General features: G+C 38.5%; 19 protein-coding genes, 1 tRNA gene and 2 pseudogenes. 10 read left to right on the top strand and 12 right to left on the bottom strand.

Annotated features, from left to right (window positions below; all coding sequences use genetic code 11):
- Positions 1-193: 193 nt before the first annotated feature.
- The 7 genes from efp to L0B17_RS11160 form a co-directional block, all read right to left on the bottom strand.
- Complete coding sequence (gene efp, locus L0B17_RS11190) at positions 194-754, bottom strand: elongation factor P (RefSeq protein WP_235084850.1); 561 nt, start codon at positions 752-754, stop codon at positions 194-196.
- A gap of 46 nt (positions 755-800) precedes the next feature.
- Positions 801-1,967 (bottom strand): elongation factor P maturation arginine rhamnosyltransferase EarP, encoded by a 1,167-nt coding sequence (gene earP / locus L0B17_RS11185; RefSeq protein ID WP_235089787.1) that lies wholly within the window; start codon positions 1,965-1,967, stop codon positions 801-803.
- Positions 1,968-2,026: 59 nt separating this feature from the next.
- Positions 2,027-2,935, bottom strand: coding sequence for a hypothetical protein (locus L0B17_RS11180; protein WP_235084848.1), 909 nt, complete (start codon positions 2,933-2,935; stop codon positions 2,027-2,029).
- 154 nt (positions 2,936-3,089) lie between these two features.
- Positions 3,090-3,617: a flavodoxin FldA gene (fldA, locus tag L0B17_RS11175; protein ID WP_235084846.1), complete on the bottom strand. Its 528-nt coding sequence runs from the start codon at positions 3,615-3,617 to the stop codon at positions 3,090-3,092.
- 51 nt (positions 3,618-3,668) lie between these two features.
- Positions 3,669-3,941: a LexA regulated protein gene (ybfE, locus tag L0B17_RS11170; RefSeq protein ID WP_226415722.1), complete on the bottom strand. Its 273-nt coding sequence runs from the start codon at positions 3,939-3,941 to the stop codon at positions 3,669-3,671.
- An 8-nt stretch (positions 3,942-3,949) separates the two neighbouring features.
- Positions 3,950-4,171 carry a DUF2788 domain-containing protein gene (locus L0B17_RS11165; protein WP_235084844.1) on the bottom strand — a complete coding sequence of 74 codons (222 nt, stop codon included), beginning with the start codon at positions 4,169-4,171 and terminating at the stop codon, positions 3,950-3,952.
- 109 nt (positions 4,172-4,280) lie between these two features.
- A complete protein-coding gene (locus L0B17_RS11160; RefSeq protein ID WP_235084842.1) occupies positions 4,281-5,045 on the bottom strand; it encodes an alpha/beta fold hydrolase in 765 nt (254 codons plus the stop codon).
- Between the two features lie 307 nt (positions 5,046-5,352).
- Between L0B17_RS11160 and seqA the strand changes: the two genes are divergently transcribed.
- Together seqA and pgm are read left to right on the top strand one after the other, a co-directional pair.
- Positions 5,353-6,069: a replication initiation negative regulator SeqA gene (gene seqA / locus L0B17_RS11155; RefSeq protein WP_235084840.1), complete on the top strand. Its 717-nt coding sequence runs from the start codon at positions 5,353-5,355 to the stop codon at positions 6,067-6,069.
- A gap of 22 nt (positions 6,070-6,091) precedes the next feature.
- Positions 6,092-7,746: pseudogene (gene pgm, locus L0B17_RS11150) on the top strand (phosphoglucomutase (alpha-D-glucose-1,6-bisphosphate-dependent)).
- 380 nt (positions 7,747-8,126) lie between these two features.
- Here the strand turns inward: pgm and L0B17_RS11145 are convergent.
- Complete coding sequence (locus L0B17_RS11145; RefSeq protein ID WP_235084838.1) at positions 8,127-8,450, bottom strand: hypothetical protein; 324 nt, start codon at positions 8,448-8,450, stop codon at positions 8,127-8,129.
- Positions 8,451-8,692: 242 nt separating this feature from the next.
- Between L0B17_RS11145 and L0B17_RS11140 the strand changes: the two genes are divergently transcribed.
- From L0B17_RS11140 to L0B17_RS11130, 3 genes are read left to right on the top strand one after another with little or no spacing between them, the layout of a single operon-like run.
- Positions 8,693-9,175: a putative 4-hydroxy-4-methyl-2-oxoglutarate aldolase gene (locus L0B17_RS11140; RefSeq protein ID WP_235084836.1), complete on the top strand. Its 483-nt coding sequence runs from the start codon at positions 8,693-8,695 to the stop codon at positions 9,173-9,175.
- 51 nt (positions 9,176-9,226) lie between these two features.
- Positions 9,227-11,035: an AsmA family protein gene (locus L0B17_RS11135; protein ID WP_235084835.1), complete on the top strand. Its 1,809-nt coding sequence runs from the start codon at positions 9,227-9,229 to the stop codon at positions 11,033-11,035.
- A complete protein-coding gene (locus tag L0B17_RS11130) occupies positions 11,035-11,565 on the top strand; it encodes a BsuPI-related putative proteinase inhibitor (protein ID WP_235084833.1) in 531 nt (176 codons plus the stop codon). Before L0B17_RS11135 ends, L0B17_RS11130 begins: the two co-directional genes overlap by 1 nt.
- A gap of 71 nt (positions 11,566-11,636) precedes the next feature.
- On the opposite strand, the gene L0B17_RS11125 is transcribed toward L0B17_RS11130, so the two are convergent.
- Complete coding sequence (locus L0B17_RS11125; protein WP_235084831.1) at positions 11,637-13,190, bottom strand: LysM peptidoglycan-binding domain-containing protein; 1,554 nt, start codon at positions 13,188-13,190, stop codon at positions 11,637-11,639.
- Between the two features lie 154 nt (positions 13,191-13,344).
- Positions 13,345-14,130 (bottom strand): hydroxyacylglutathione hydrolase, encoded by a 786-nt coding sequence (gene gloB, locus L0B17_RS11120; RefSeq protein ID WP_235089777.1) that lies wholly within the window; start codon positions 14,128-14,130, stop codon positions 13,345-13,347.
- 126 nt (positions 14,131-14,256) lie between these two features.
- Between gloB and L0B17_RS11115 the strand changes: the two genes are divergently transcribed.
- Positions 14,257-14,952 (top strand): class I SAM-dependent methyltransferase, encoded by a 696-nt coding sequence (locus L0B17_RS11115; protein ID WP_235089769.1) that lies wholly within the window; start codon positions 14,257-14,259, stop codon positions 14,950-14,952.
- Positions 14,953-14,962: 10 nt separating this feature from the next.
- Here the strand turns inward: L0B17_RS11115 and rnhA are convergent.
- Positions 14,963-15,435, bottom strand: a pseudogene (gene rnhA, locus L0B17_RS11110) (ribonuclease HI).
- 71 nt (positions 15,436-15,506) lie between these two features.
- Here rnhA and dnaQ point away from each other — a divergent pair.
- From dnaQ to L0B17_RS11090, 4 genes are all read left to right on the top strand, one after another.
- Complete coding sequence (dnaQ, locus tag L0B17_RS11105) at positions 15,507-16,235, top strand: DNA polymerase III subunit epsilon (protein WP_235084830.1); 729 nt, start codon at positions 15,507-15,509, stop codon at positions 16,233-16,235.
- A gap of 8 nt (positions 16,236-16,243) precedes the next feature.
- On the top strand, positions 16,244-17,608 hold the full coding sequence (locus tag L0B17_RS11100; RefSeq protein WP_235084828.1) for a TIGR03503 family protein: 1,365 nt from the start codon (positions 16,244-16,246) through the stop codon (positions 17,606-17,608).
- A 98-nt stretch (positions 17,609-17,706) separates the two neighbouring features.
- Positions 17,707-17,783, top strand: a tRNA-Asp gene (locus tag L0B17_RS11095).
- A gap of 303 nt (positions 17,784-18,086) precedes the next feature.
- Positions 18,087-19,280 (top strand): amino acid aminotransferase, encoded by a 1,194-nt coding sequence (locus tag L0B17_RS11090; RefSeq protein WP_235084827.1) that lies wholly within the window; start codon positions 18,087-18,089, stop codon positions 19,278-19,280.
- Positions 19,281-19,319: 39 nt separating this feature from the next.
- On the opposite strand, the gene yvcK is transcribed toward L0B17_RS11090, so the two are convergent.
- Positions 19,320-20,261: a uridine diphosphate-N-acetylglucosamine-binding protein YvcK gene (gene yvcK, locus L0B17_RS11085; protein ID WP_235084825.1), complete on the bottom strand. Its 942-nt coding sequence runs from the start codon at positions 20,259-20,261 to the stop codon at positions 19,320-19,322.
- Between the last annotated feature and the right edge of the window lie 121 nt (positions 20,262-20,382).

Below are 20,382 nucleotides of genomic sequence, written 5' to 3'. Positions count from 1 at the left end.
TTTATCGGTAGAGTGGAAGTGTCAGAATGAGATTTAATTAAAGATTTTCAGTGAATAATTCTAATTAATAAACGTTAATCAGCGTTTATATCTTATTTTATGGGGCGCAGGAGTGTTATTTTGGATTTTTGTGCTGCCTATAAACAAAAAAGCCAGCAATTAAGCTGGCTTTTAGACAATTTACAAGATGTGATTAAACACGCTTCTTGAATTCGCCTGTACGAGTATCAATCTCAATTTTGTCGCCAACTTTTACGAAGTCAGCAACAGTAACCGTGCCACCACCTGTAATAGTTGCTGGCTTCATTACTTTACCAGAAGTATCGCCACGTGCTGAAGGCTCGGTATAAGTCACTTCACGTACAATGTGAACCGGTAATTCTACAGAAATTGCTTTGCTGTTGTAGAAAGTTACCTGACACTGATCTTCCATACCGTCAACTATGTATGCAGCAGCATCGCCTAAGTTATCCGCTTCTACGTCGTATTGGTTGAATTCTTCATCCATAAATACATACATAGGATCAGCAAAGTAAGAGTAGGTACAATCTAGACGTTCTAGAATAATATCATCTAACTTGTCTTCACCTTTAAAGGTTTGTTCAGTACCAGAATCTAGCAACAAGTTTTTTAATTTTAGCTTAACAATTGCAGCGTTACGGCCAGAACGAGTTGTCTCAGTTTTTTGAACAACCCATGGGCTGCCATCTAACATGATCACGTTGCCAGGACGGATTTCATGAGCAGTTTTCATTACATTATTTCCTATAATTTATAGATGTCTTATTTCGAGCAGTATCTTAGCGACTTTTCACAAATTGAACGAGTCGAGTAGCAAGATCTGCATCACTTAATGCGGTCATTGGCCAGTTTTTAGCATGTTGCAATAAAGGCAAATGATTAAATTCGAGTTTTTGCCAATGATTGACAGTGTCAATTTGATCGCCTTGGTTAAACGACAAGTTCAATTCACACCAAGGCTTGGCTAAATCAGGCGCTAGATTATCGCAGTAAACTTGCATAAAAGCTTGTAATTTTATTAGATGATAATCATCTTCTTGCGGATATATATGCCAAATAAACGGTTTTGCTGCCCATTGTGCCCTCAAAAAGGAATCTTCACCGCGGACAATGTTAAAATCACAGCTCCATAGCAGTTGGTCATAACCCTGTTGATCTGTCATAGGTAAAATGTGCAAGGTGACAGAATCCAGCAGAATTTGTTGTCCTGTAGCTAACTCATTGACAGAGCAAGGCAGTAACGCACTAATGCTGTTTAAGCTTCTGCCTTTTGGGACAAGTAGATGAATTGGTGTAGGCGATGTTTGCCAATACTGAATGAGTGCGGGCAGGGCATCTGTTTCATAACTAAATACCGAAATGACAGTATGGTGTGCTTCAATACCACTAAGACCTAGCTTTTCGAATAATGCCTGTTTATTGCCACTATCACTTTGCCAACTATCTCGCCGTGCAAACAAATCTTGCTCACAAATTAGTCCGCCGGTTTTCACTGTAAAGCCTGGAAAATAAAAATGTTTGTGTAAACCCGATAGCTGAGTTGAGGGTAAACCATGACAGCCCTCGACCCAATCTTCAGCGGATAAATATTCTAAGTTTAGCCAAACAGGTAACCGACTTGGATGGGTGTGTTTGAGTTGGGTAAGTGCGCTGATAACTGATGAAGGTAATTCACAGGCAAAAGCCTCGATTAATACGCTGCCTGCAACAAAGCCCATTTCTGCTTCATTATTCCAGTGAATAATATTAACGCCATTGAATTGTTGTTGATTATGTAGAGGGTTTAATAGCGGCAAAATATGCGAAAAACTTTTTAAATCATCCACCCATAAATTAACTTCAATTGCGTATTCAGCCACAAGTTGCTGAGCTAATCGCCAGGTGACACCAATATCGCCATAATTATCTACCACCACACAGAAAATATCCCAGTGTTCAGGAAAGATTTGATGAACTAAATGATCGGCGGTGACTTGAGTGTTCAATGCTGTTCTCAACCAAATGTCTAACGGGAAAGGATTTTCTGTAATTTGAGTTTTATTTTCATGATGCGCTTATGACAACTCGTGGTAATTCGCTCACTGATTTTACTGGGTTCAAATTTAAAATGAGTGATAGTTTGTTTTGTTTTATGCCAGTAAATGATGGCGATACGCTTATTGGTATAGCTGTTGTTTGGTTTTTTTATCGCATCTCTAAAGTAATAGCTTAAGTTTCGTCTGCCCCTTAAGCCACGATAAAAGCTATCTTGATCAATACTGCCGAGTCTAAACTGTAGGATAACATCTGACAGCATATTTAAATGCTGTAATGCGCGGGGAACACGGTGACCCACAGCGTATATTTTTAATGTAGTTAATGCTTGTTCGTACCGTTTTACATGTAGTCTATCGGCAATTGACAATGGGTCATATATTACTGTTAGCGGGGTTTTACAGCCTTTACCGTCTAGAGTCGTCATATCACTGACCTTGCTGTCTTGAGCATTGACTACTATAGGATCCCAAGGGGCGATTGATTTGCAATAAGTACTTTGCGGCATCATCAATAAGGCTTTATCTAACCCTAATCGGTCAGCATGTAAACTAAGGGCAAATCCACCTAAACTTGTGCCATAACCAACTTTGCTTGGAAATATGGCAATGGCGTGTTTAAGCGTATCTAAATATGAGATAAAGATTGCACTGTCAAAGTAATTGCCTTCACCGATATGATTAAATGCAATAATATTCAGTTTACGATTAGCGAAGTAATCGAAGCTCCACACTGGCGCATTTGTGGCAGCATCGATATTTTGTATGCTTTGACATACCGGTGGAAAGGTAATCATAATAGGTTGATTAACATCAAATATATGGTATTTCATCACCACATTATCAATAATTTCACGGGTCTCAATATTCAGCTTTAACATAAAATACCGCATATATTTACATAATAAAAAAGCGGCTTAGGCCGCTTTTTAGTGAAGGTTATTATAGACCATTTTTAATAGAAGCTGATTAATACCAATTATAATGCGGATTGGTATAACACATAAACTGCTATTTATTGGGTCTTTTATATAATTAGTCTTCTAATTCCGCTAAACACATTTCTTCATAGATTTGCTTAACCCATGCATCAACACGTTCTTCTGTTAATTCTGGCTGACGGTCTTCATCAATGCCTAAACCAACAAAGTGATTATCATCTGCTAAACCTTTAGACGCTTCAAAGTCATAACTTTCAGTTGGCCAATTACCGATAATAATACCGCCACGGGCTTCTACTATGTCACGCACCATGCCCATAGCATCTAAGAAATACTCAGCATAATCTTCTTGGTCGCCACAACCAAAAATTGCGATTAACTTATCGTTAAAGTCAATTTGCTCAAGTTCAGGGAAAAAATCATCCCAGTCACATTGCGCTTCGCCGTAGTACCAAGTTGGAATACCGAATAGTAGTAAATCATATTCAGCTATCTGCTCTTTAGTGCTTTTGGCGATGTCTTTAACATCGATCATTTGCTTGCCCAGTTTTTTCTGGATCATCTTGGCGACAGCTTCGGTATTACCTGTGTCGCTACCGAAAAATAGACCTACAGTTGCCATGGGGTATCCTTTCAATATCAATTTCGCTTAGTGCGATGTTCAAATAACGAATCAGTTGTCGATTTGCTGTTGCAGAATATGTTCGATTAACTGGCTACGACTAATGTTACTGGCCAAAGCCTGCTGGTTCAAGGCGTCATATAAGTCTTGTGACACCTTTAACTCTATTCGCTTTAACCCGTTAGCGCGATCACGCTGAATTTGGTTACGTTTGTTGATCTTCAGTTGCTGTTCACGATTCAATGGATTACTTCTGGGTCTTCCACGCCGTCTTTCGCTGTCAAAAAGATCAATGGTTGTTCTATCTGCTGTTTCTTTTGCCATGTCTCTTATTAACCAATACCTGAGCCTTCCCAGGTCATTTGAATAATGCCTTTTGCCACAAAACCTGCACAGCCTAAAAACAATACACTCCATACAACATAACGGCCAAATTTGGGTACGTTGCCTTGCTTGAGCACATCGCTAATAGCCATGCCGATAAAAAAGAAAATTGCTGCAAAAAAGAAGTTTAAGCCTAAGGTTTCAATTTGTTCCATATATTGATTGAGCATACTTTACCTTCAGACTTCTTTAGATTGCAAAAAAGAGGCGCGAATATATCACATCAGAGTCACAACGGCTATCTGTCACTGTGTAAATGGTGCAAAAATAGCCATGCCTTTAACGTAAAAAATTTGCCACTATACGATTAAATATTTCAGGCTTTTGCGCATGCAACCAATGGTCTGCACCATTGATTGTTTTTGCCGTAACCTGAGGGAATTGCGCCACGATAGCGTCACGATGTTCAGCCATCACATAGTTAGACTCACCACCTCGAATAAACAAACAAGGTTTATCGTAAGCAAGTGGACGATTATCATCGGTTAACTGCCAGCCAATGATACGATCGTAACAATTAATTAGCCCAGTTAAATTCATTCTCCATTCAAAACCGTCATCGGTTCTTTGTAAGTTTTTCAGTAAAAACTGCGCAGTGCCTTCATCAATGCCTGAATCGATTAAATGCACCAATGCTGCTTTACGATTGGTATCTTTATCTAGCACTAATGAGCTTAGGCCGGCAAACACGGTTTGATGACGAGGCTGATAAGTCACTGGGGCAATATCGGCGACCACAAGACTGTTTACGCGCTCAGGATATAATAGGGCAGTCGCCATAGCGATTTTCCCACCCATTGAATGACCTACAATTTTAACTGAGTTAAAGCCTAGTTCATCTATCAATGCAATGATTGATTTAGATAAGCTTGGGTAATCCATTGTCGACCAATGTTCACTTAAACCATGATTTGGTAAGTCGACCCGAACGACTTGAAAATCACTTTCAAGTGACGCACCTAATGACTTTAAGTTATCTAAATTTCCAAACAAACCGTGAATTAAAATAACCGGTTCACCAGCGCCTGAGATGACGTAATGCATGCTGTTACCTAAGGTGTGACTTTTATTGCGGCGAATTTTGCGTGATAGCCGTGTTCAAATCAAGTCTTGTTGGTGACTAAAGCAGCAAGTTGGGCAACAATTTCCGTTAAAGAGTATGTTTTACGTTTAATTTATATCAATTTATTGATTTTGGGCTTTATTCTTAACAGAGCCTTAGCTTAAACTGGGGCGATAAACGATCGCATTTGATCAAGAATAATAACTAAATAATCCGAATATAACTAAGCTTGCATAAATGAGTTTGCATACTGGGTTATACATTCCAATAAGCAAAAGGATGATTGAAATGAAATACATTGAAATTGATGAAGAACTTTATCGCTTGATTGCCAGTAAGACAGAAAGAATTGGCGAAAGCGCTTCAGAAATTTTGCGTCGTTTATTGGATCTTCCTGTTGAGTCTGTGACAGATCAACGCCCAGAATCGGTTAGCCAACCTGGTTTAGATGCACTTGATGCCAATACAAGAGATGCATTATTTAACAAAGCTAAGACCATCGTTGAGCAATTAGTCAATCATCGTGCCCAAACTCGCACAGAGCCTACCGAAGCTATTGCGCCAACGGCTGTTGAACCTTCAGTAGTAAAAGCTGAAATTCCTGCCGCAGCAGGTGCTCCACATTCAGTAGTAGACGCACCGACTACCTTAAGTCCAACAGCCCAAACTATAGATTTTAATGCGGTAGTTAATGAGCACTTAATTGCTCAACAAAAAGGCGCAGTGGGTCGGTTCATGTTTTTACTCGATGTATTAGCGGTACAGGCGGGTAAAGACTTTGACAGAGTGTTACAAGTTCAAGGTAAAGGGCGTTTATATTTTGCTAAGTCTAAACAAGCGCTATTAGATGCCAGTCAATCCGCTAACCCGAAAGAAATCGGCAACAGTGGCTACTGGGTAACCACTAATAATAATACCGCTAAAAAACAAACTATATTATCAGAAGTGTTAATCCATTTAGGGTGCAATGATGTTACTGCATCCACTATTGCGCAATATATTTAACTTCAATTTAAAGGAGAGTGTCGTGGCCATTCACGATCGTGCAGGGACGTTAGCATTATCATCAGATTTAGTGAATATTCCTAAATTAATGAGTTATTACTACCGAATGATCCCTAATGTTGCCGATGTGCAGCAAAAGGTGACTTTTGGCACATCTGGCCACCGTGGTTGTGCATTTAATTGTAGCTTTAATCAAAATCATATTTGGGCGATTACACAAGCGGTTATTGATTATCGTCAATCGGCCAATATCACCGGCCCTATGATTGTTGGTTATGATACTCATGCTTTATCTTATGCCGCGTTTATGTCAGTTATTGAAGTGTTAACCGCCAATCAAGTTAAAGTGCATATACAAGCTAATGATGGTTTTACACCAACACCTGTGGTGTCACAGGCAATCGTATCTGCTAATCATTGTGCTAATACAGATGACTCTACTCATTTAACTGACGGTTTAATTATTACCCCTTCACATAATCCGCCGCAAGACGGTGGCATTAAATATAACCCGCCCCATGGTGGTCCAGCCGAAGGCGCAATTACTAAAATCATTGAAGACAAAGCCAATGCTTATTTAAGCCAACAACTCAGTGGCGTTAAAAAAGTTAATTTTGGTGCTGCATTAGCATCAGGCTGGGTCAAAGAAGTTGATTTTATTGCACCTTATGTTGACTCTTTAGCTGACGTTATTGATTTTGATGCCATTAAAAAAGCTAATTTGCGTTTAGGTGTCGATCCTTTAGGGGGCTCGGGTATTTATTATTGGCAACATATTGCTAAAAAATATGATTTAGATATCACCTTAGTCAATGAAAAAGTCGATCCGACCTTTAGCTTTATGACATTAGATAAAGACGGCAAAATTCGCATGGATTGCTCGTCACCTTATGCTATGGCGGGGTTACTTGCACACAGTGAAAGTTATGACTTATGCGTTGGTAACGATCCTGACTATGATCGCCATGGCATTGTTTGCCCAGGTTTTGGCTTAATGAATCCAAACCACTATTTGGCAGTTGCCATTGATTACTTAATTAGCCATCGTCCGCAATGGTCTGAAAAGCTGTCTATTGGTAAAACACTGGTGTCCAGTGCCATGATTGACCGCGTATGTGCTAGTTTAAACCGTACCTGTTTAGAAGTGCCGGTTGGATTTAAATGGTTTGTTGATGGTTTAGCGAATAGTACGATTGCTTTTGGTGGCGAAGAAAGCGCCGGCGCAGCGTTCTTAAAACGCGATGGCAGCACTTGGTGTACTGATAAAGATGGCTTTATCTTAGCACTATTAGCGCTTGAAATAACCGCAGTTACCGGAAAAACACCAGCACAACGTTATCAGGAATTAACCGCGCAATTTGGTGAAAGTTTTTACAATCGAATTGACAGCCCAATTAGCCTCAAGAAAAAAGCTAAGTTTGAGTTATTAAACAGTGAAAGCTTCACCGATACGGTATTAGCTGGTGAACCTATAACGGCAATATTGTCCCATGCCCCGGAAATAATGCTTCTATAGGCGGCATTAAAGTGACCACTGAAAATGGTTGGTTTGCGGCGCGTCCATCTGGTACAGAAGCATTATTTAAAATATACGCAGAAAGCTTTATCAGTCAGCAACATTTGGACAACATCATTAACCAAGCGCAACAAATGATTGATAGCGCACTAAAAGGGTAAGCATTACATATGCTCAATGGCATTATTTTTTTATTGCTAAATAATGCCTGTCACTAAAGCTTGCTGAGGTTGAATGACATTACGTAAAAAATTATCACCACCTTAATATAAATATGAGCGACTTTACTAACAGGTATTATTATATCTTATTATCATGGGTTAATTGTCAGGCACAATTTTCGACAGGCATATTTTAAGTCTAGTCGCGAAAACAGCTTTAATGGCCTATCACTGTGGAAATCGGCAATAGATTTCGTATTTTATGGTGATAGGATCTCTCACCATATCAGTATTTAAAATAAACCTGATAGCTTAGTTTAAGCATAAATTTTACGGTATCACTCTGCAGTCATCCATTTGCCAAAATATGGCTCTTGTGATTAAGATTGTGATTGTTTTAACTGCGCCATGATATTCAGAATATCTTGGTAACTGATATTGTATTGTCGAGATAAATTAATAATTTTTGTTTTGAATGTTTGAACATGCTCTTGTTTAATCGCGTCAAGTTGCTTGGCTTCGACTAATTCATTAACTGTTTGCTGTAATATTTTTAAACGGCGTAAACTGTAATCTAAACTTTGAATATAAGTACTCATTTGTTGTTGATTACGAGCACTCTCAAGACTAGTGGTTGTACGTTGTTCATATTTAAGCTCATCAAAAGCATCAATAACTCGTTTTAGGTCTACATCATTTTTCATGTGATATCTGTGGATCTGTTCAAAAAAAACAGTATAAATAACAATCATTAATTAGTCACTGCCGAATGTAAATAATGACAAAAATAATCTGTATTCTTGGCTGTAATGCAGTAATTGACTACTGCACAACAAAGCTTTTCTATATTAAATTTATACCATGAGTAAGCTTAACAACTTGTTCATCAATAACTTTTTCAGTAGGCTTACTGGGTGTTTATTCATTTATGTCGCACGGAGGCATTATGCTCGATTTACTTCCAGATCTGTTTGACCAATATCCTCAAGAACTTAGATTACTCAATTTACCTTGGCTTTCTTTTGGGCAAAAAAATGTCTTTTCAGGTCAAATAGTCACGGTTAAGTGCTTTGAAGATAATTCAAAGGTAAAATCGGTTCTAGCTGAGCCTGGCGATGGAAAAGTGTTGGTTGTAGATGGTGGCGGTTCAATGAGGCGAGCATTATTGGGCGATTTGATTGCACAAAGCGCTGTTGATAATGGTTGGCAGGGTATTGTAATTTATGGCTGCATAAGAGATGTGGCAACAATTAATACTATGGATATTGGCGTAAAAGCGCTAGGGGTTAACCCAATAAAAACAGATAAGCGAGATTTAGGAGATATAGGTGTAAGCCTTGAAATTAATTCAATCGAAATTGTTGATGGTATGATGCTGTACGCGGATTTAAATGGCGTGGCCATTAGTGACTCTGCTTTAAGTTTATAAGACATACACGATTAGATTAAAAATTTAGTAATAACGGACAAAGGGAAGGTTATGAAATTAATTAAATGGTTAGTAATTTCTATGCTCGCTATTGGCATATGTGCAGTGCTGTATTTAACATTGTTTTTTAATATTAATGATTTTAAACCACAAATTGTTGATGCGGTGAAAAAACAAACTGGTCGTACTTTAACGATCAATCAAGACTTAAGTTGGAGTTTTTATCCCTCTATCGGCATCAAGGTTGGTGCCGTTTCATTTAGTAACCCCGACTCATTTCAGCCTCAGCAAATGTTAGAGATTAACCAAGCTATTGCCAATGTTGCGTTAATGCCATTATTGAGGCAAGAGATAGAAATAGATCAGCTAAGCCTAGATGGTTTGACAGTTAATTTAGTGACCGATAACAAAGGTAAAACGAGTTTTTATGGTTTAGGTGAAGATAAACAAACAACTATCACAGATACACAAACTTCAAATGGTCATGCCATGGCTTTATCCAGCCTCAATATAGGTGGGATATCTATTACTAATATGAAAGTGAATATTATTGATCAACAAGCCAAGACTGAGCAGCATTTTACATTAAACTCATTTACTTTAGGTCAGTTTTCACTTGGACAGTTTGCTGATATTGCTTATGAGTTTGAAGCTGATTTAGCTGAAATAAAACTTAGCTCAACAGGTAAAGGGCAAGTTAAAGTGTCTGATAAATTAGATAGCATTCAAATTAACCAGTTTGCAATTAGCAATAACCTTAAAGGCGAATCGTTACCGAAAAAATCGTTACAAGCGGATTTAGTTACCGATGTTGTTATCTCGCTTAATAATAAAGACATGACACTGACTATTAGCGAATTAACCCTTGATAATATTGAGGCCAATGCAAAAGTCGCACTAAATTATGCAAACACGGTACCTGTTATCAAGCTTGATATTGAACTTGGTGATATCGATTTAGACAGCTTACTCCCCAAGTCTGCAAAGACGACTGAAGATGGAGCCGAAGCAGTCAGTACAGAAAGTGACAAAGAACCTGATTTATCAGCACTTAAGCAAGTAGATTTAACGGTTAATTTAAAAGCAAAATCGATAAAAGTGAATAATTTACTGACACAGAACTGGCAAATGAATACTGTTATTAAGCAGGGGGTTGTTAATTTGAAAAAATTATCAGCCGACCTTTATACCGGTAATATCACAGTTACAGCCAAAATTGATGCACGCAAAAACGTGCCAACATACCAATTTGATAATCATGTAACTGAGGTGCAAATACGACCATTACTAACTGATTTGGCTGCAATCGATTTGATATCAGGAACAGCTAACTTCTCGGTTAAAGGTAAAGGGACAAGTCTCATACCCAGTAAGTTTAAACAACAGCTTATAGCCGATGGCCAATTTGAAATTGCTGATGGATCTTTATATGGTGTCAACATTCCGCAAATGATCCGCAGTGCTCAGAAAAAGATGACTGGCGATTTATCCGCCCAAGATGACCAAGAGCTTAAAACTGATTTCACCAGTTTAACCGGCAGTTTTAACTTACTAGAAGGTGTTATAAATAATTCTGACTTATCAATGTCCTCACCATTAGTAAGATTAGATGGTAAAGGTACTGCTAATATAATCAGTCAACAAATTGAGTATCAACTGAACACCAAAGTAGTGGGTTCACTTGCTGGCCAAGGTAGTGAGCAAGATAGTTTACAAGGAGTGGATATTCCATTGAGCATTAGTGGTAGTTTTCAAGATCCTAAGTTTGGTTTAGATACTGATGCTTTATTAAAAGGCAGATTAGATCAGGAAAAAGATAAGTTAAAAGATCGTTTATTTAAAAAACTAGGGGGACTTTAATGCATAAGATATTAGGCGCAATCAGCTTAATGACCATAATTGGTTGCACTGGTGGTGTTAATTCTGATGTGCATGCTAAGCATGTTAATCAACTTAACGCTAAAGTCGTATTAACCGCCGGAGGTGAAATACAAACGATGCAAGAAGCATTACTGGATGCCAAGTTAGCTATCAGTCCATTTTATCAGGATGCCAAATCAATGGCTGTAGAGTTAACCGTAACAAACTCAAACAGTGTCGGAGTTGATTTACAATTTAACTCTGGAATGCAAGCTGATCTATGGTTGCTTGATCCTAAGGGACAAAAAGTTTGGGCTTGGTCAGATGACATGATGTTTACCCAGGCCATAAAGCAAATTCGTATTGGGGCCGGTAAATCATTCAAATCCCAATTTAATGTCCCTAGCGCTATTTTAGCGGGTGTCAATAAACCAGGCTTTACATTGCAACCTAAGTTTAAAGGTTTAGCGTCTGAAAGCCGCTTACCGGTTATAAATGCTATTTCTGTTGAGTTACTATTAGCTGATTAGGTGGACTGTAGGCAATAAAAAAAGCGGGCTAACTTAAGTTAACCCGCTTTTTTATTGTCTAATAACTTATATTAACTATTAACTATTAACAGTTTTAACATTTGACCCGGTTGTAAGTATTTATTTTTTTGCAAACTATTCCATTCAATTAAGTCTGCCACTGTAACCTTATAGGTTGCGGCTATGCGGGCAAGGGAATCGCCTGATTTCACTCTATAGTTGACCACTTTTTCAGATAAACCAACTGTTTGGGTAACTTCATTAGGATAAAAAGTTAAGTTTTGACCTATTTTAAGCGGTTGGTCTTTACTAAGCTTATTCCATTTGGTTATCTGAGCGACTGAAATATTATTATTTTGGGCAATGTTCCAGAGGTTATCTCCGGATTTGACCAAATAGGATTGTCTTTTCGTGCTCGATTTTACTACAGGTTTACGTGCAAGTTGTTGATCAGCATGTAAACTCTCTATATCTGCATCTTTAGTTGCTATCGGTATAATCAAAAATCTTCCAGCGGTAATATTATTATCTTTAATACCATTACTGCTGCGGATCATTGTTGGCGAAGTTTCAAATTGAGCCGCAATTTCACTGATACTGTCACCAGGTTTAATCTTATATCTCACCCAGTTAATACGCGAGTTAGGGTCTAAAGACGCGAGAGAACGTTTAAAGCCTTTGGCATTATCAGCAGGGATAGTTAAATAGTGCGGACCTTCTGGCGCGGTAGCCCATCGTGTTAATCCAGGGTTAAGCTGTTTAAGCTCCTCAACCGAAATATTGGCCATTTCAGCCGCTAAGTTAAGGTCTAGTTGGCTTTCAATATTCACCATTTCAATACGTGGCTTATTCTCAATTGCTGCTAATTGAATCCCCAATTCTGATGAGTTTTGTACTATATCAGCAAGAGCCAGTAACTGTGGTACGTAATGGGCTGTTTCCTTTGGTAGCTTTAACATCCAAAAATTTGTTTCTGTGCCGTTATTTTTATTATGCTTTATAGCGTTTAATACACGTCCTTCACCTGAGTTATAGGCAGCAAGTGCATAAATCCAATTGTTACCCATTTTGGCATAAAGGTATTCTAACAAGTCTAAAGCTGCGATTGTCGAGGCTCTAATATCACGTCGACCGTCATACCACCAATTGGTTTTGACTTTAAACGCTGCCGCAGTAGGTAATGTTAGTTGCCATAAACCCGATGCATCACTGCTTGAGGTTGCTGTGGGATCAAATGCACTTTCAATTATGGGTAAAAGGGCTAGTTCTGTGGGTAAATTTCGCTTGTCAATTTCTTCAAGAATAAAATATAGAAAAGGCTCTGCTCGTTGAGTTACCACTTCTAAGTGTTGTGGATTTTCGATAAACTTTTGACGGTAATAATCTACTAACTCTTTGTCAGCAATGCGTAACTGCATGCCATCTCTAATGCGTTGCCAAACATCATTGGCTTGTGCTAAATCATCTTCAATATCTTCAAGGGAAGTAGGTTGTTGGCTTGTTTTTGTCGGGACTTTCACTAAAGCTGGATTGATAACAGGATCGGTATCTATATCATGTTTTACTGATTGACAGCCTATAACTAATATAATACTAGCTGCAAGCAATGTTAACTTTGTTTTCATTAAATAAATATCCCGAAATAAAGGCGCAACACCTTGATTTGATATGATTATATTCTATTTTGTTTGAGATAGATTTTCTCAGTCTAGAAAAGCCGAATTAAACATTGTAAAAGAAAATATATTTAATGTCTTATTAAACTCTGTTTATCTAGGATTAAAAGTTATCCTTCCATAACCTTAAGTTTTTAAATACTTGAATTTCATCATTAACATCTTCATTAGAATATAATGAAACTGCCGATTTAATCGCCAAATTTTCACATTGAAGAAAGGGATTAATCCGTTTTTCTAAGCCCATATTGGTTGGAATAGTCGCTTGGTTATCCTTTCGCAAGGTGTTCACTTCAGCCAAGTAATTCTTCAAAAATTTATTGTCGGGCATTACAACAACTGCAAAAGTGAGGTTTGATTGGGTATATTCGTGGGCGCAAAACACTTTTGTCGCATCAGGTAACTTGGCTAATACCGAAAGTGAAGTAGACATCTGCTTAGCGGTTCCCTCAAACAATCGACCACAACCGCCACTAAATAATGTGTCACCACAAAATAAATTATCGTCAATAATATAGGCGATATGTCCTCGTGTATGACCCAGCACGCTAACAACCTTTATGTCTGCATGCCAATCCTTAATGTGCAGTGTATCAGTTTGATGTTCAGCTAACTTTATCTGCTGAGTTAATCCAACGATTGATTCATTATAAGGGCCGAAAACGGTTAACTTATCCTGATGATAGTTTTGTAATAATGCGATGCCGCCAGTATGGTCATGGTGGTGATGTGTAATGAATATGCCAGATAACTGAATCTTGTTTGCAGCAAGGTAATCAATTACGGTTTGGCCACAACCAGGATCAACAACATATGCATGACTTGAGTTATATTGAACTAACCAAATATAATTATCATTGAAGGCGGCAATACGGTGGATTTGATACATTATCATTCTCGAGTTTCATCATTCGTTTTGGTAGAGTAAACATATCTGCGACTTTGTTCAATAATATGCGCTTTTTAGGAGCTTAATTTGCTAAGTGGAACAGATGTTAATGACGTAAAAGTGCCTATGATTTGGCAAGACTTTGCATGCGGTGATTACATTGAATCTGAACTCAATTTAGCCCTTAAATCTTGGTGGCCAAGGCTTTTTGGTTATCATTTATTGAAGTTAGGCCCTTTAAGCTCAGCTATTAATAGTCTGCATTGCCAAATAAATTATCATTTTAGTGTGTATCAAGACTCAGAAGCATCAATTAATGCTTGCCCTAGACACCTACCGATACAACAGAATTGTATTGATGCAGTATTAATGACGGCCTTACTGGAATATGAGTCTGACCCCTATCAAATTTTAAGAGAAGTCGACAGGGTAATCGTCTCGGGAGGATATGTGATCATTGCTGGATTTAACCCTATTAGTCCTGCTTTTTTTGGTAAGTTAATTCCAAAGTATCAATCCCAATTGCCTTGGAGTGGCCATTTTTATATGCCATCAAGGGTAAAGGATTGGTTGGGCTTATTAGGCTATCAAGTATTAACCGATGAACGTTTGGTATATCACCATTTATTGACCCAATGCCCCAGTAAATTTGGCTGGCATAATCGTCTTCAAAACTGGCTACCTAGTACTGGCGGTATGTATTTGATTGTTGCTCGAAAACTTGATTCTCCTTATACACCAATACGCGATAAACAAAAAATTAAAGCCCCAAACTGGTCTACAGCACCTTCAGCAGGACGTTCAGGTTTAAAAGTTAAATAGCGAGTTGAGGTTAACTTGCTTGATAATGAATATCTTTTTGTAGATTTTTACCCATAGCGGCATTTCGGGCTAAGTCATCACATCGCTCGTTTTCAATTTGGCCAGAATGTCCTTTAACCCAACGCCAGTCAATTTGGTGTTTCTGACTGGCGGCATCAAGACGTTTCCACAGATCAACATTTTTAACCGGCTCGTTAGCAGAGGTTCTCCAATTCTTTTTTTCCAACCGTGGATCCACTGTGTGATACCTTTACGCATGTATTGGCTGTCACTGATTAAAATAATGTTACAAGCATCAAAAAGTGATTCTAATGCCACAATCGGCGCTAACAATTCCATCCTATTATTGGTGGTAAGCTCAAAACCAGCTGACAATTCTTTTATTTTTTGCTTATAGATCATTACAACACCATAACCGCCAGGGCCTGGATTCCCAAGGCAAGAACCATCAGTATAAATATGAAGTTGTTTTAGTTCAGTCATTGAATTGATACACTTACTAATAAGTAAAAATTTGGCGCTAGTATACGCATAACCTTAAGTTGACTACATAAATGAATATCATTTCTTCAGCACCACGACAAATTATTCTCGATACTGAAACAACCGGTATGAATCAAGCAGGTGGTCCGATTTATATTGGTCACAGAATTATAGAAATTGGCTGTGTTGAAGTGATAAACCGTCGTTTAACTGGGCGTATATATCACCAGTATATTAATCCTGGGCAAACCATCGATCCCGAAGCTATTCAAGTTCATGGTATTACCGATGAACGTGTTGCCGGAGAACCTAGATTTCATCAAATAGCACAGGATTTTATTAACTTTATTGATGGGGCTGAAATAGTCGCGCATAACGCAAACTTCGACGTTAGCTTTATGGATCATGAGTTTTCTAAACTCAATCCGGTAGGCCCTAAAACAAAAGATATCTGCCAAATTCTCGACTCCTTAGCAATAGCTAAGCGTTTGCATCCTGGTCAAAAGAATAATCTTGATGCGCTTTGTCGCCGTTATGGTATTGATAATACTCGCAGAACCTATCACGGCGCACTGCTCGATGCTGAGATTTTAGCCGATGTCTATTTGATCATGACCGGTGGGCAGATCAAGTTTAATTTATCCAGTGAAAAGGCCGGACAAGAGGCTGGCGGCATTAAAAGGATTGACCAAAATGCGTTTAATCTTAAAGTGATCCACGCATCGGCCGATGAAATAGTACTACATGAACAAAGACTTGATTTAGTTGCTAAATCGGGTAAATGCCTCTGGAGAGGATAATTCACTTAATGAAATCAATGGGTGTTTACACGTTAACCATACTTGCAGGCCTTTGTTGGGCTATGTCAACAGGTAGCTATGCGGTGGTCGCTAATACAACGACTATTAGCAATTATGTACCTGCGCCCTATGCGATGGAACTGAAAAACAGGTTCAGAATTGATCATAAAGTGGAGCAGGTGACGTTAATTGTTCAACGTAACTATGGATCTTCGCCAGTGGTTATTGTGCAGCCTGATGGCAGTAAATGGTACTCATCTAGACACCCAGAGTCGGTAAAGTGGGTTGATGGTATTACCGGAGATATTATATCTATAGCCAATCCAACTCCAGGCCCATGGCAGTTACTTGGCGATGTTTTACCTGGTTCGAAGATTGAAAAAGTATCCAAAATCAATATTGATGTTGAACCATTACCACAACCTTTATATCAAGGTGAGCGATTAAAAGTGCTTGCTCGATTAACCGCTGATGATTTAACTATGCGGATGCCAGGGTTAGAGTTCATGATTGAGTGGACGTCAAAGTTCACTAGCCAACATTTAGCTACTGATGATAATTTTGCGACAGGGACTATAATAGTCGGCGCATATAAAGATAATGGCGAAGATTTAGACGAGCGACCTGATGATGGAATTTTTACTGGCAGTACAAATTTAGAGCAACCCTCTGGGCATTATACATTAAGTGTTACCGCCAGAAATAATATATTTGAACGTGAATTTAGTATGCCTTTTTTACTGTCAAGACAGCCAATAAAGGTAAAAATGGTCGCCCCAGAAGATCCGCTTACGGGCACTTGGTATTTAGCGATATCGGTCAATGAAGCGGAAATCTTATTGTCTCAAACCCATATTCAATTTGAGCTTGTCGGTCCTGCTGGCCTGCAAGTACCTGTGGTATTAATGGGAGTACCAACGCCAGAGTATATGTTACCTCTACCAACTGTTTCAGCGTTTGGTAGTTATCGTGTAAAAGGGACTGTCGCGAGTACGACAATTCGTGGTCGAGAAATTCTGCTCAATATTCCTGAAATGTTTTTTAATTTGGTTGAGCCGCCACCGCCACCGCCAAGTGCTGAAGAGTTAGCCGAAAAAGCCGCTGTTATCGCTAGGGCTGAAGAACAAAAGGCCAGAGAGGATGCTATTTTTTTTATTGCTGTAATAAATGGTGTGTTATTTATTCTTGGGATCATAGGCTTTATCGTTTGGCGTAAGAAACACGCTTTATCAAAAGCGTTAGCTGCTGCAGAAATTAGATTACAGCAACAAGAGCAGAGCTCGGGTAAAAAGAAAGATGATGATAGTCTAGGTTTGGATTTGGATTTAGATCTAGATGATATTGATTTGACATTATCTGATGACAAAAAATAATTGGTTATTTTTTAGCTAAACAGATTTAATTGATTAAAAATTTGTTGACGACATAAAGAGACAACTTTATTATTCGCTGCATAGATTTAAAAGAATTTGGAGCGGTAGTTCAGTTGGTTAGAATACCGGCCTGTCACGCCGGGGGTCGCGGGTTCGAGTCCCGTCCGCTCCGCCAAATTAAAAAAAGCCTCATCCAAAGATGAGGCTTTTTTTATGCAAATATAAAAAACAAATTACGACTCATGTAGGCGACTTTTAAACACCACTTTCATTCAATTATATAATTGACTTACGAGATTAATTTTATATTCAGTAATAATTAAACAATATTTTGCCGCATTCGCATTTAAGTGTCTTTTTTATCCCAACATTCAAAATTCTCACTACTCAGAACTCAATAGCAGTGGTATAAATATCAAACCATCCAGTACTCGAATCAGTACTCAATCATGTACGTCACTATTTTAGGAATGTTGTAATGATTTTCTCTCAAGTATCTCAAGCTCCTGCTGATCCCATTTTAGGTTTAACTGATGCTTTTAAAGCAGATCCTCGTGCTCATAAGGTTAATTTAGGTGCAGGTATTTATAAAGATGAATCAGGTCAAACTCCAGTACTCACATCTGTTAAAAAAGCAGAAGCCAAGCTGCTAGAAGTAGAGAAAAGTAAAAATTATCTCGGAATTGAAGGTGTACAAGCCTATAACAAAGCAGTCCAAGCATTGCTATTTGGAGAGCAAAACTCACTTGTAGCAGATAACCGCGTAGTTACTGCACAAGCTCCGGGTGGAACAGGGGCGCTTCGTGTAGCCGCTGAATTTTTATCGACTAATACCACATCTAAGACTATTTGGATCAGTAATCCAACTTGGGCAAATCATCAAAATATTTTTGAAACAGCCAGGTTAACTGTTAAACAATATCAATATTATGTTGCTCAAACCCATGATATGGATTTTGATGCAATGGTTGCTGATTTATCTGAAGCAGCCCAAGGCGACATCGTATTATTACACGGTTGTTGCCATAATCCGACAGGCATTGATTTAAACATTGAGCAGTGGAAAGTCATTGCACAGCTTTGTCTTGAAAAAGAATTACTGCCTTTATTTGATTTTGCATACCAAGGTTTTGGTACTGGTATTGAGGAAGATGCGCGAGGATTACGTGCCGTTGCAGCTGTTGTGCCTGAGCTATTAGTGGCTAACTCATTTTCTAAAAACTTTGGTTTATATAATGAGCGTATTGGTGCCGTTACATTAGTTGCACAAGACCAAGAAACCGCAGTGCGTAGCTTTAGTCAAATCAAAAGAACTATTCGTGCAAGCTATTCAAACCCGCCAGCACACGGTGGCTTAATTGTCAGTACTATTTTAGCTGATGCAGATTTACGTCAAGAATGGGAAGGTGAATTAACCGCAATGAGACAGCGTATTGGTGAAATGCGTCTCTTATTTGTTGAAAGTCTAAAGGCAGAAGGGGTCACGCAGGATTTTAGCTTTATTTCACGTCAAAATGGCATGTTTAGTTTCTCAGGTTTAAGTAAAGATCAAGTTAATCGCCTTCGTGAAGAATTTGCTATTTATATTGTTGGTTCCGGTCGAATTAGCGTTGCGGGGCTCACCAAAGACAATATACCTGGCGTGTGTAAAGCCATTGCACAGGTTTTATAACACCTTGTCATCGCTGACATTGCAATAAACAAAGGACTGCTAAGCAGTCCTTTTTAATGCTTTAAATCTACTGACATTGCATATAGCATCACCTAAGGCAATTTTGTCGTGTAACCCTTTATGATGTGAACTGACTAAACTAAATTGATGATAGTTAACCTTATTGCGTGAACAGGTTTTCAAGGTCAAATCCCGCGATTTTATATCACAATGCTGGATCACATCGCTGATGATATTCTTTCCAATAATTTGATTAACCCAGCGAATTTTCTCTTCAATACTAAATTGATTTGCTACCGAATATTCATTAGTTAAATTATCAATAAATATCACTTTGGCTTGTGATGCTCTAATACACTCAGCCACTTTAGGTAGCAATAAAGGAGGTAGAATGCTGGTCAAAAAACTACCAGGCCCAAGAATAATCAAATCGGCCGTTTCAATCGCTAAGCATGCTTCAATGGTTGCCTCAACTTGCGGTTCTAAACTTAATGCAACAGGTGCCTCTATCATTTCATCTACATTAAGCTCGCCAAATACCTTAGTGCCAGAATAAGTTAACGCCGTTAAATGAGTCGATGCTTCGGACATAGGAATAATAGAAGTATTTATTTTAAGTATGGTACGGACTAAATTAACTGCATCTAATGGTCTGACACAAAGTTGGTCAAGGGCATGCAAAATAACATTTCCCAAGTTATGACCACTTAACTCATTAGAGCCTGTAAAACGATGATCAAAAAGACAGGCACTTAATGACGGACGAGGGGTTAAATGAGACAAACAGTTGCGTAAGTCACCCCACGCAATAGTTTGTTGATCTTGCCTTAAACGTCCAGTAGACCCCCCATTATCTGTGGTGGCAACAATGCCAGTCAGACGATTGCCTAAAAAAGATAACGAAGCCAGTACGCGTCCTAATCCATGGCCACCGCCGATGGCAACAACTTTGTTATAGCTTGATAAACGTTGATTTAACATATAATTACTTGTCTCTTTCCATGAGAAATTTACCGGTTGATTGTGATAGAATAATCGCGCTTTTATTGTATTATACATTACGGCAATACACGCTATAAACATGTGTTTTATGCCATATTTG

Origin of the sequence: Shewanella sp. OMA3-2 (genome assembly GCF_021513195.1) — a bacterium.
In the GTDB taxonomy this organism is placed as follows: Bacteria; Pseudomonadota; Gammaproteobacteria; order Enterobacterales; family Shewanellaceae; genus Shewanella.
This window is presented reverse-complemented; position numbering and strand designations above follow the sequence as displayed.

Excerpts from the sequence above, each read along its gene's own strand:
- efp (WP_235084850.1), bottom strand. The coding sequence starts at position 754 with ATGAAAACTGCTCATGAAATCCGTCCTGGCAACGTGATCATGTTAGAT.
- L0B17_RS11180 (WP_235084848.1), bottom strand. The coding sequence starts at position 2,935 with ATGTTAAAGCTGAATATTGAGACCCGTGAAATTATTGATAATGTGGTG.
- fldA (WP_235084846.1), bottom strand. The coding sequence starts at position 3,617 with ATGGCAACTGTAGGTCTATTTTTCGGTAGCGACACAGGTAATACCGAA.
- ybfE (WP_226415722.1), bottom strand. The coding sequence starts at position 3,941 with ATGGCAAAAGAAACAGCAGATAGAACAACCATTGATCTTTTTGACAGC.
- L0B17_RS11165 (WP_235084844.1), bottom strand. The coding sequence starts at position 4,171 with ATGCTCAATCAATATATGGAACAAATTGAAACCTTAGGCTTAAACTTC.
- L0B17_RS11160 (WP_235084842.1), bottom strand. The coding sequence starts at position 5,045 with ATGCATTACGTCATCTCAGGCGCTGGTGAACCGGTTATTTTAATTCAC.
- seqA (WP_235084840.1), top strand. The coding sequence starts at position 5,353 with ATGAAATACATTGAAATTGATGAAGAACTTTATCGCTTGATTGCCAGT.
- L0B17_RS11145 (WP_235084838.1), bottom strand. The coding sequence starts at position 8,450 with ATGAAAAATGATGTAGACCTAAAACGAGTTATTGATGCTTTTGATGAG.
- L0B17_RS11140 (WP_235084836.1), top strand. The coding sequence starts at position 8,693 with ATGCTCGATTTACTTCCAGATCTGTTTGACCAATATCCTCAAGAACTT.
- L0B17_RS11135 (WP_235084835.1), top strand. The coding sequence starts at position 9,227 with ATGAAATTAATTAAATGGTTAGTAATTTCTATGCTCGCTATTGGCATA.
- L0B17_RS11130 (WP_235084833.1), top strand. The coding sequence starts at position 11,035 with ATGCATAAGATATTAGGCGCAATCAGCTTAATGACCATAATTGGTTGC.
- L0B17_RS11125 (WP_235084831.1), bottom strand. The coding sequence starts at position 13,190 with ATGAAAACAAAGTTAACATTGCTTGCAGCTAGTATTATATTAGTTATA.
- gloB (WP_235089777.1), bottom strand. The coding sequence starts at position 14,130 with ATGTATCAAATCCACCGTATTGCCGCCTTCAATGATAATTATATTTGG.
- L0B17_RS11115 (WP_235089769.1), top strand. The coding sequence starts at position 14,257 with ATGATTTGGCAAGACTTTGCATGCGGTGATTACATTGAATCTGAACTC.
- dnaQ (WP_235084830.1), top strand. The coding sequence starts at position 15,507 with ATGAATATCATTTCTTCAGCACCACGACAAATTATTCTCGATACTGAA.
- L0B17_RS11100 (WP_235084828.1), top strand. The coding sequence starts at position 16,244 with ATGAAATCAATGGGTGTTTACACGTTAACCATACTTGCAGGCCTTTGT.
- L0B17_RS11090 (WP_235084827.1), top strand. The coding sequence starts at position 18,087 with ATGATTTTCTCTCAAGTATCTCAAGCTCCTGCTGATCCCATTTTAGGT.
- yvcK (WP_235084825.1), bottom strand. The coding sequence starts at position 20,261 with ATGTTAAATCAACGTTTATCAAGCTATAACAAAGTTGTTGCCATCGGC.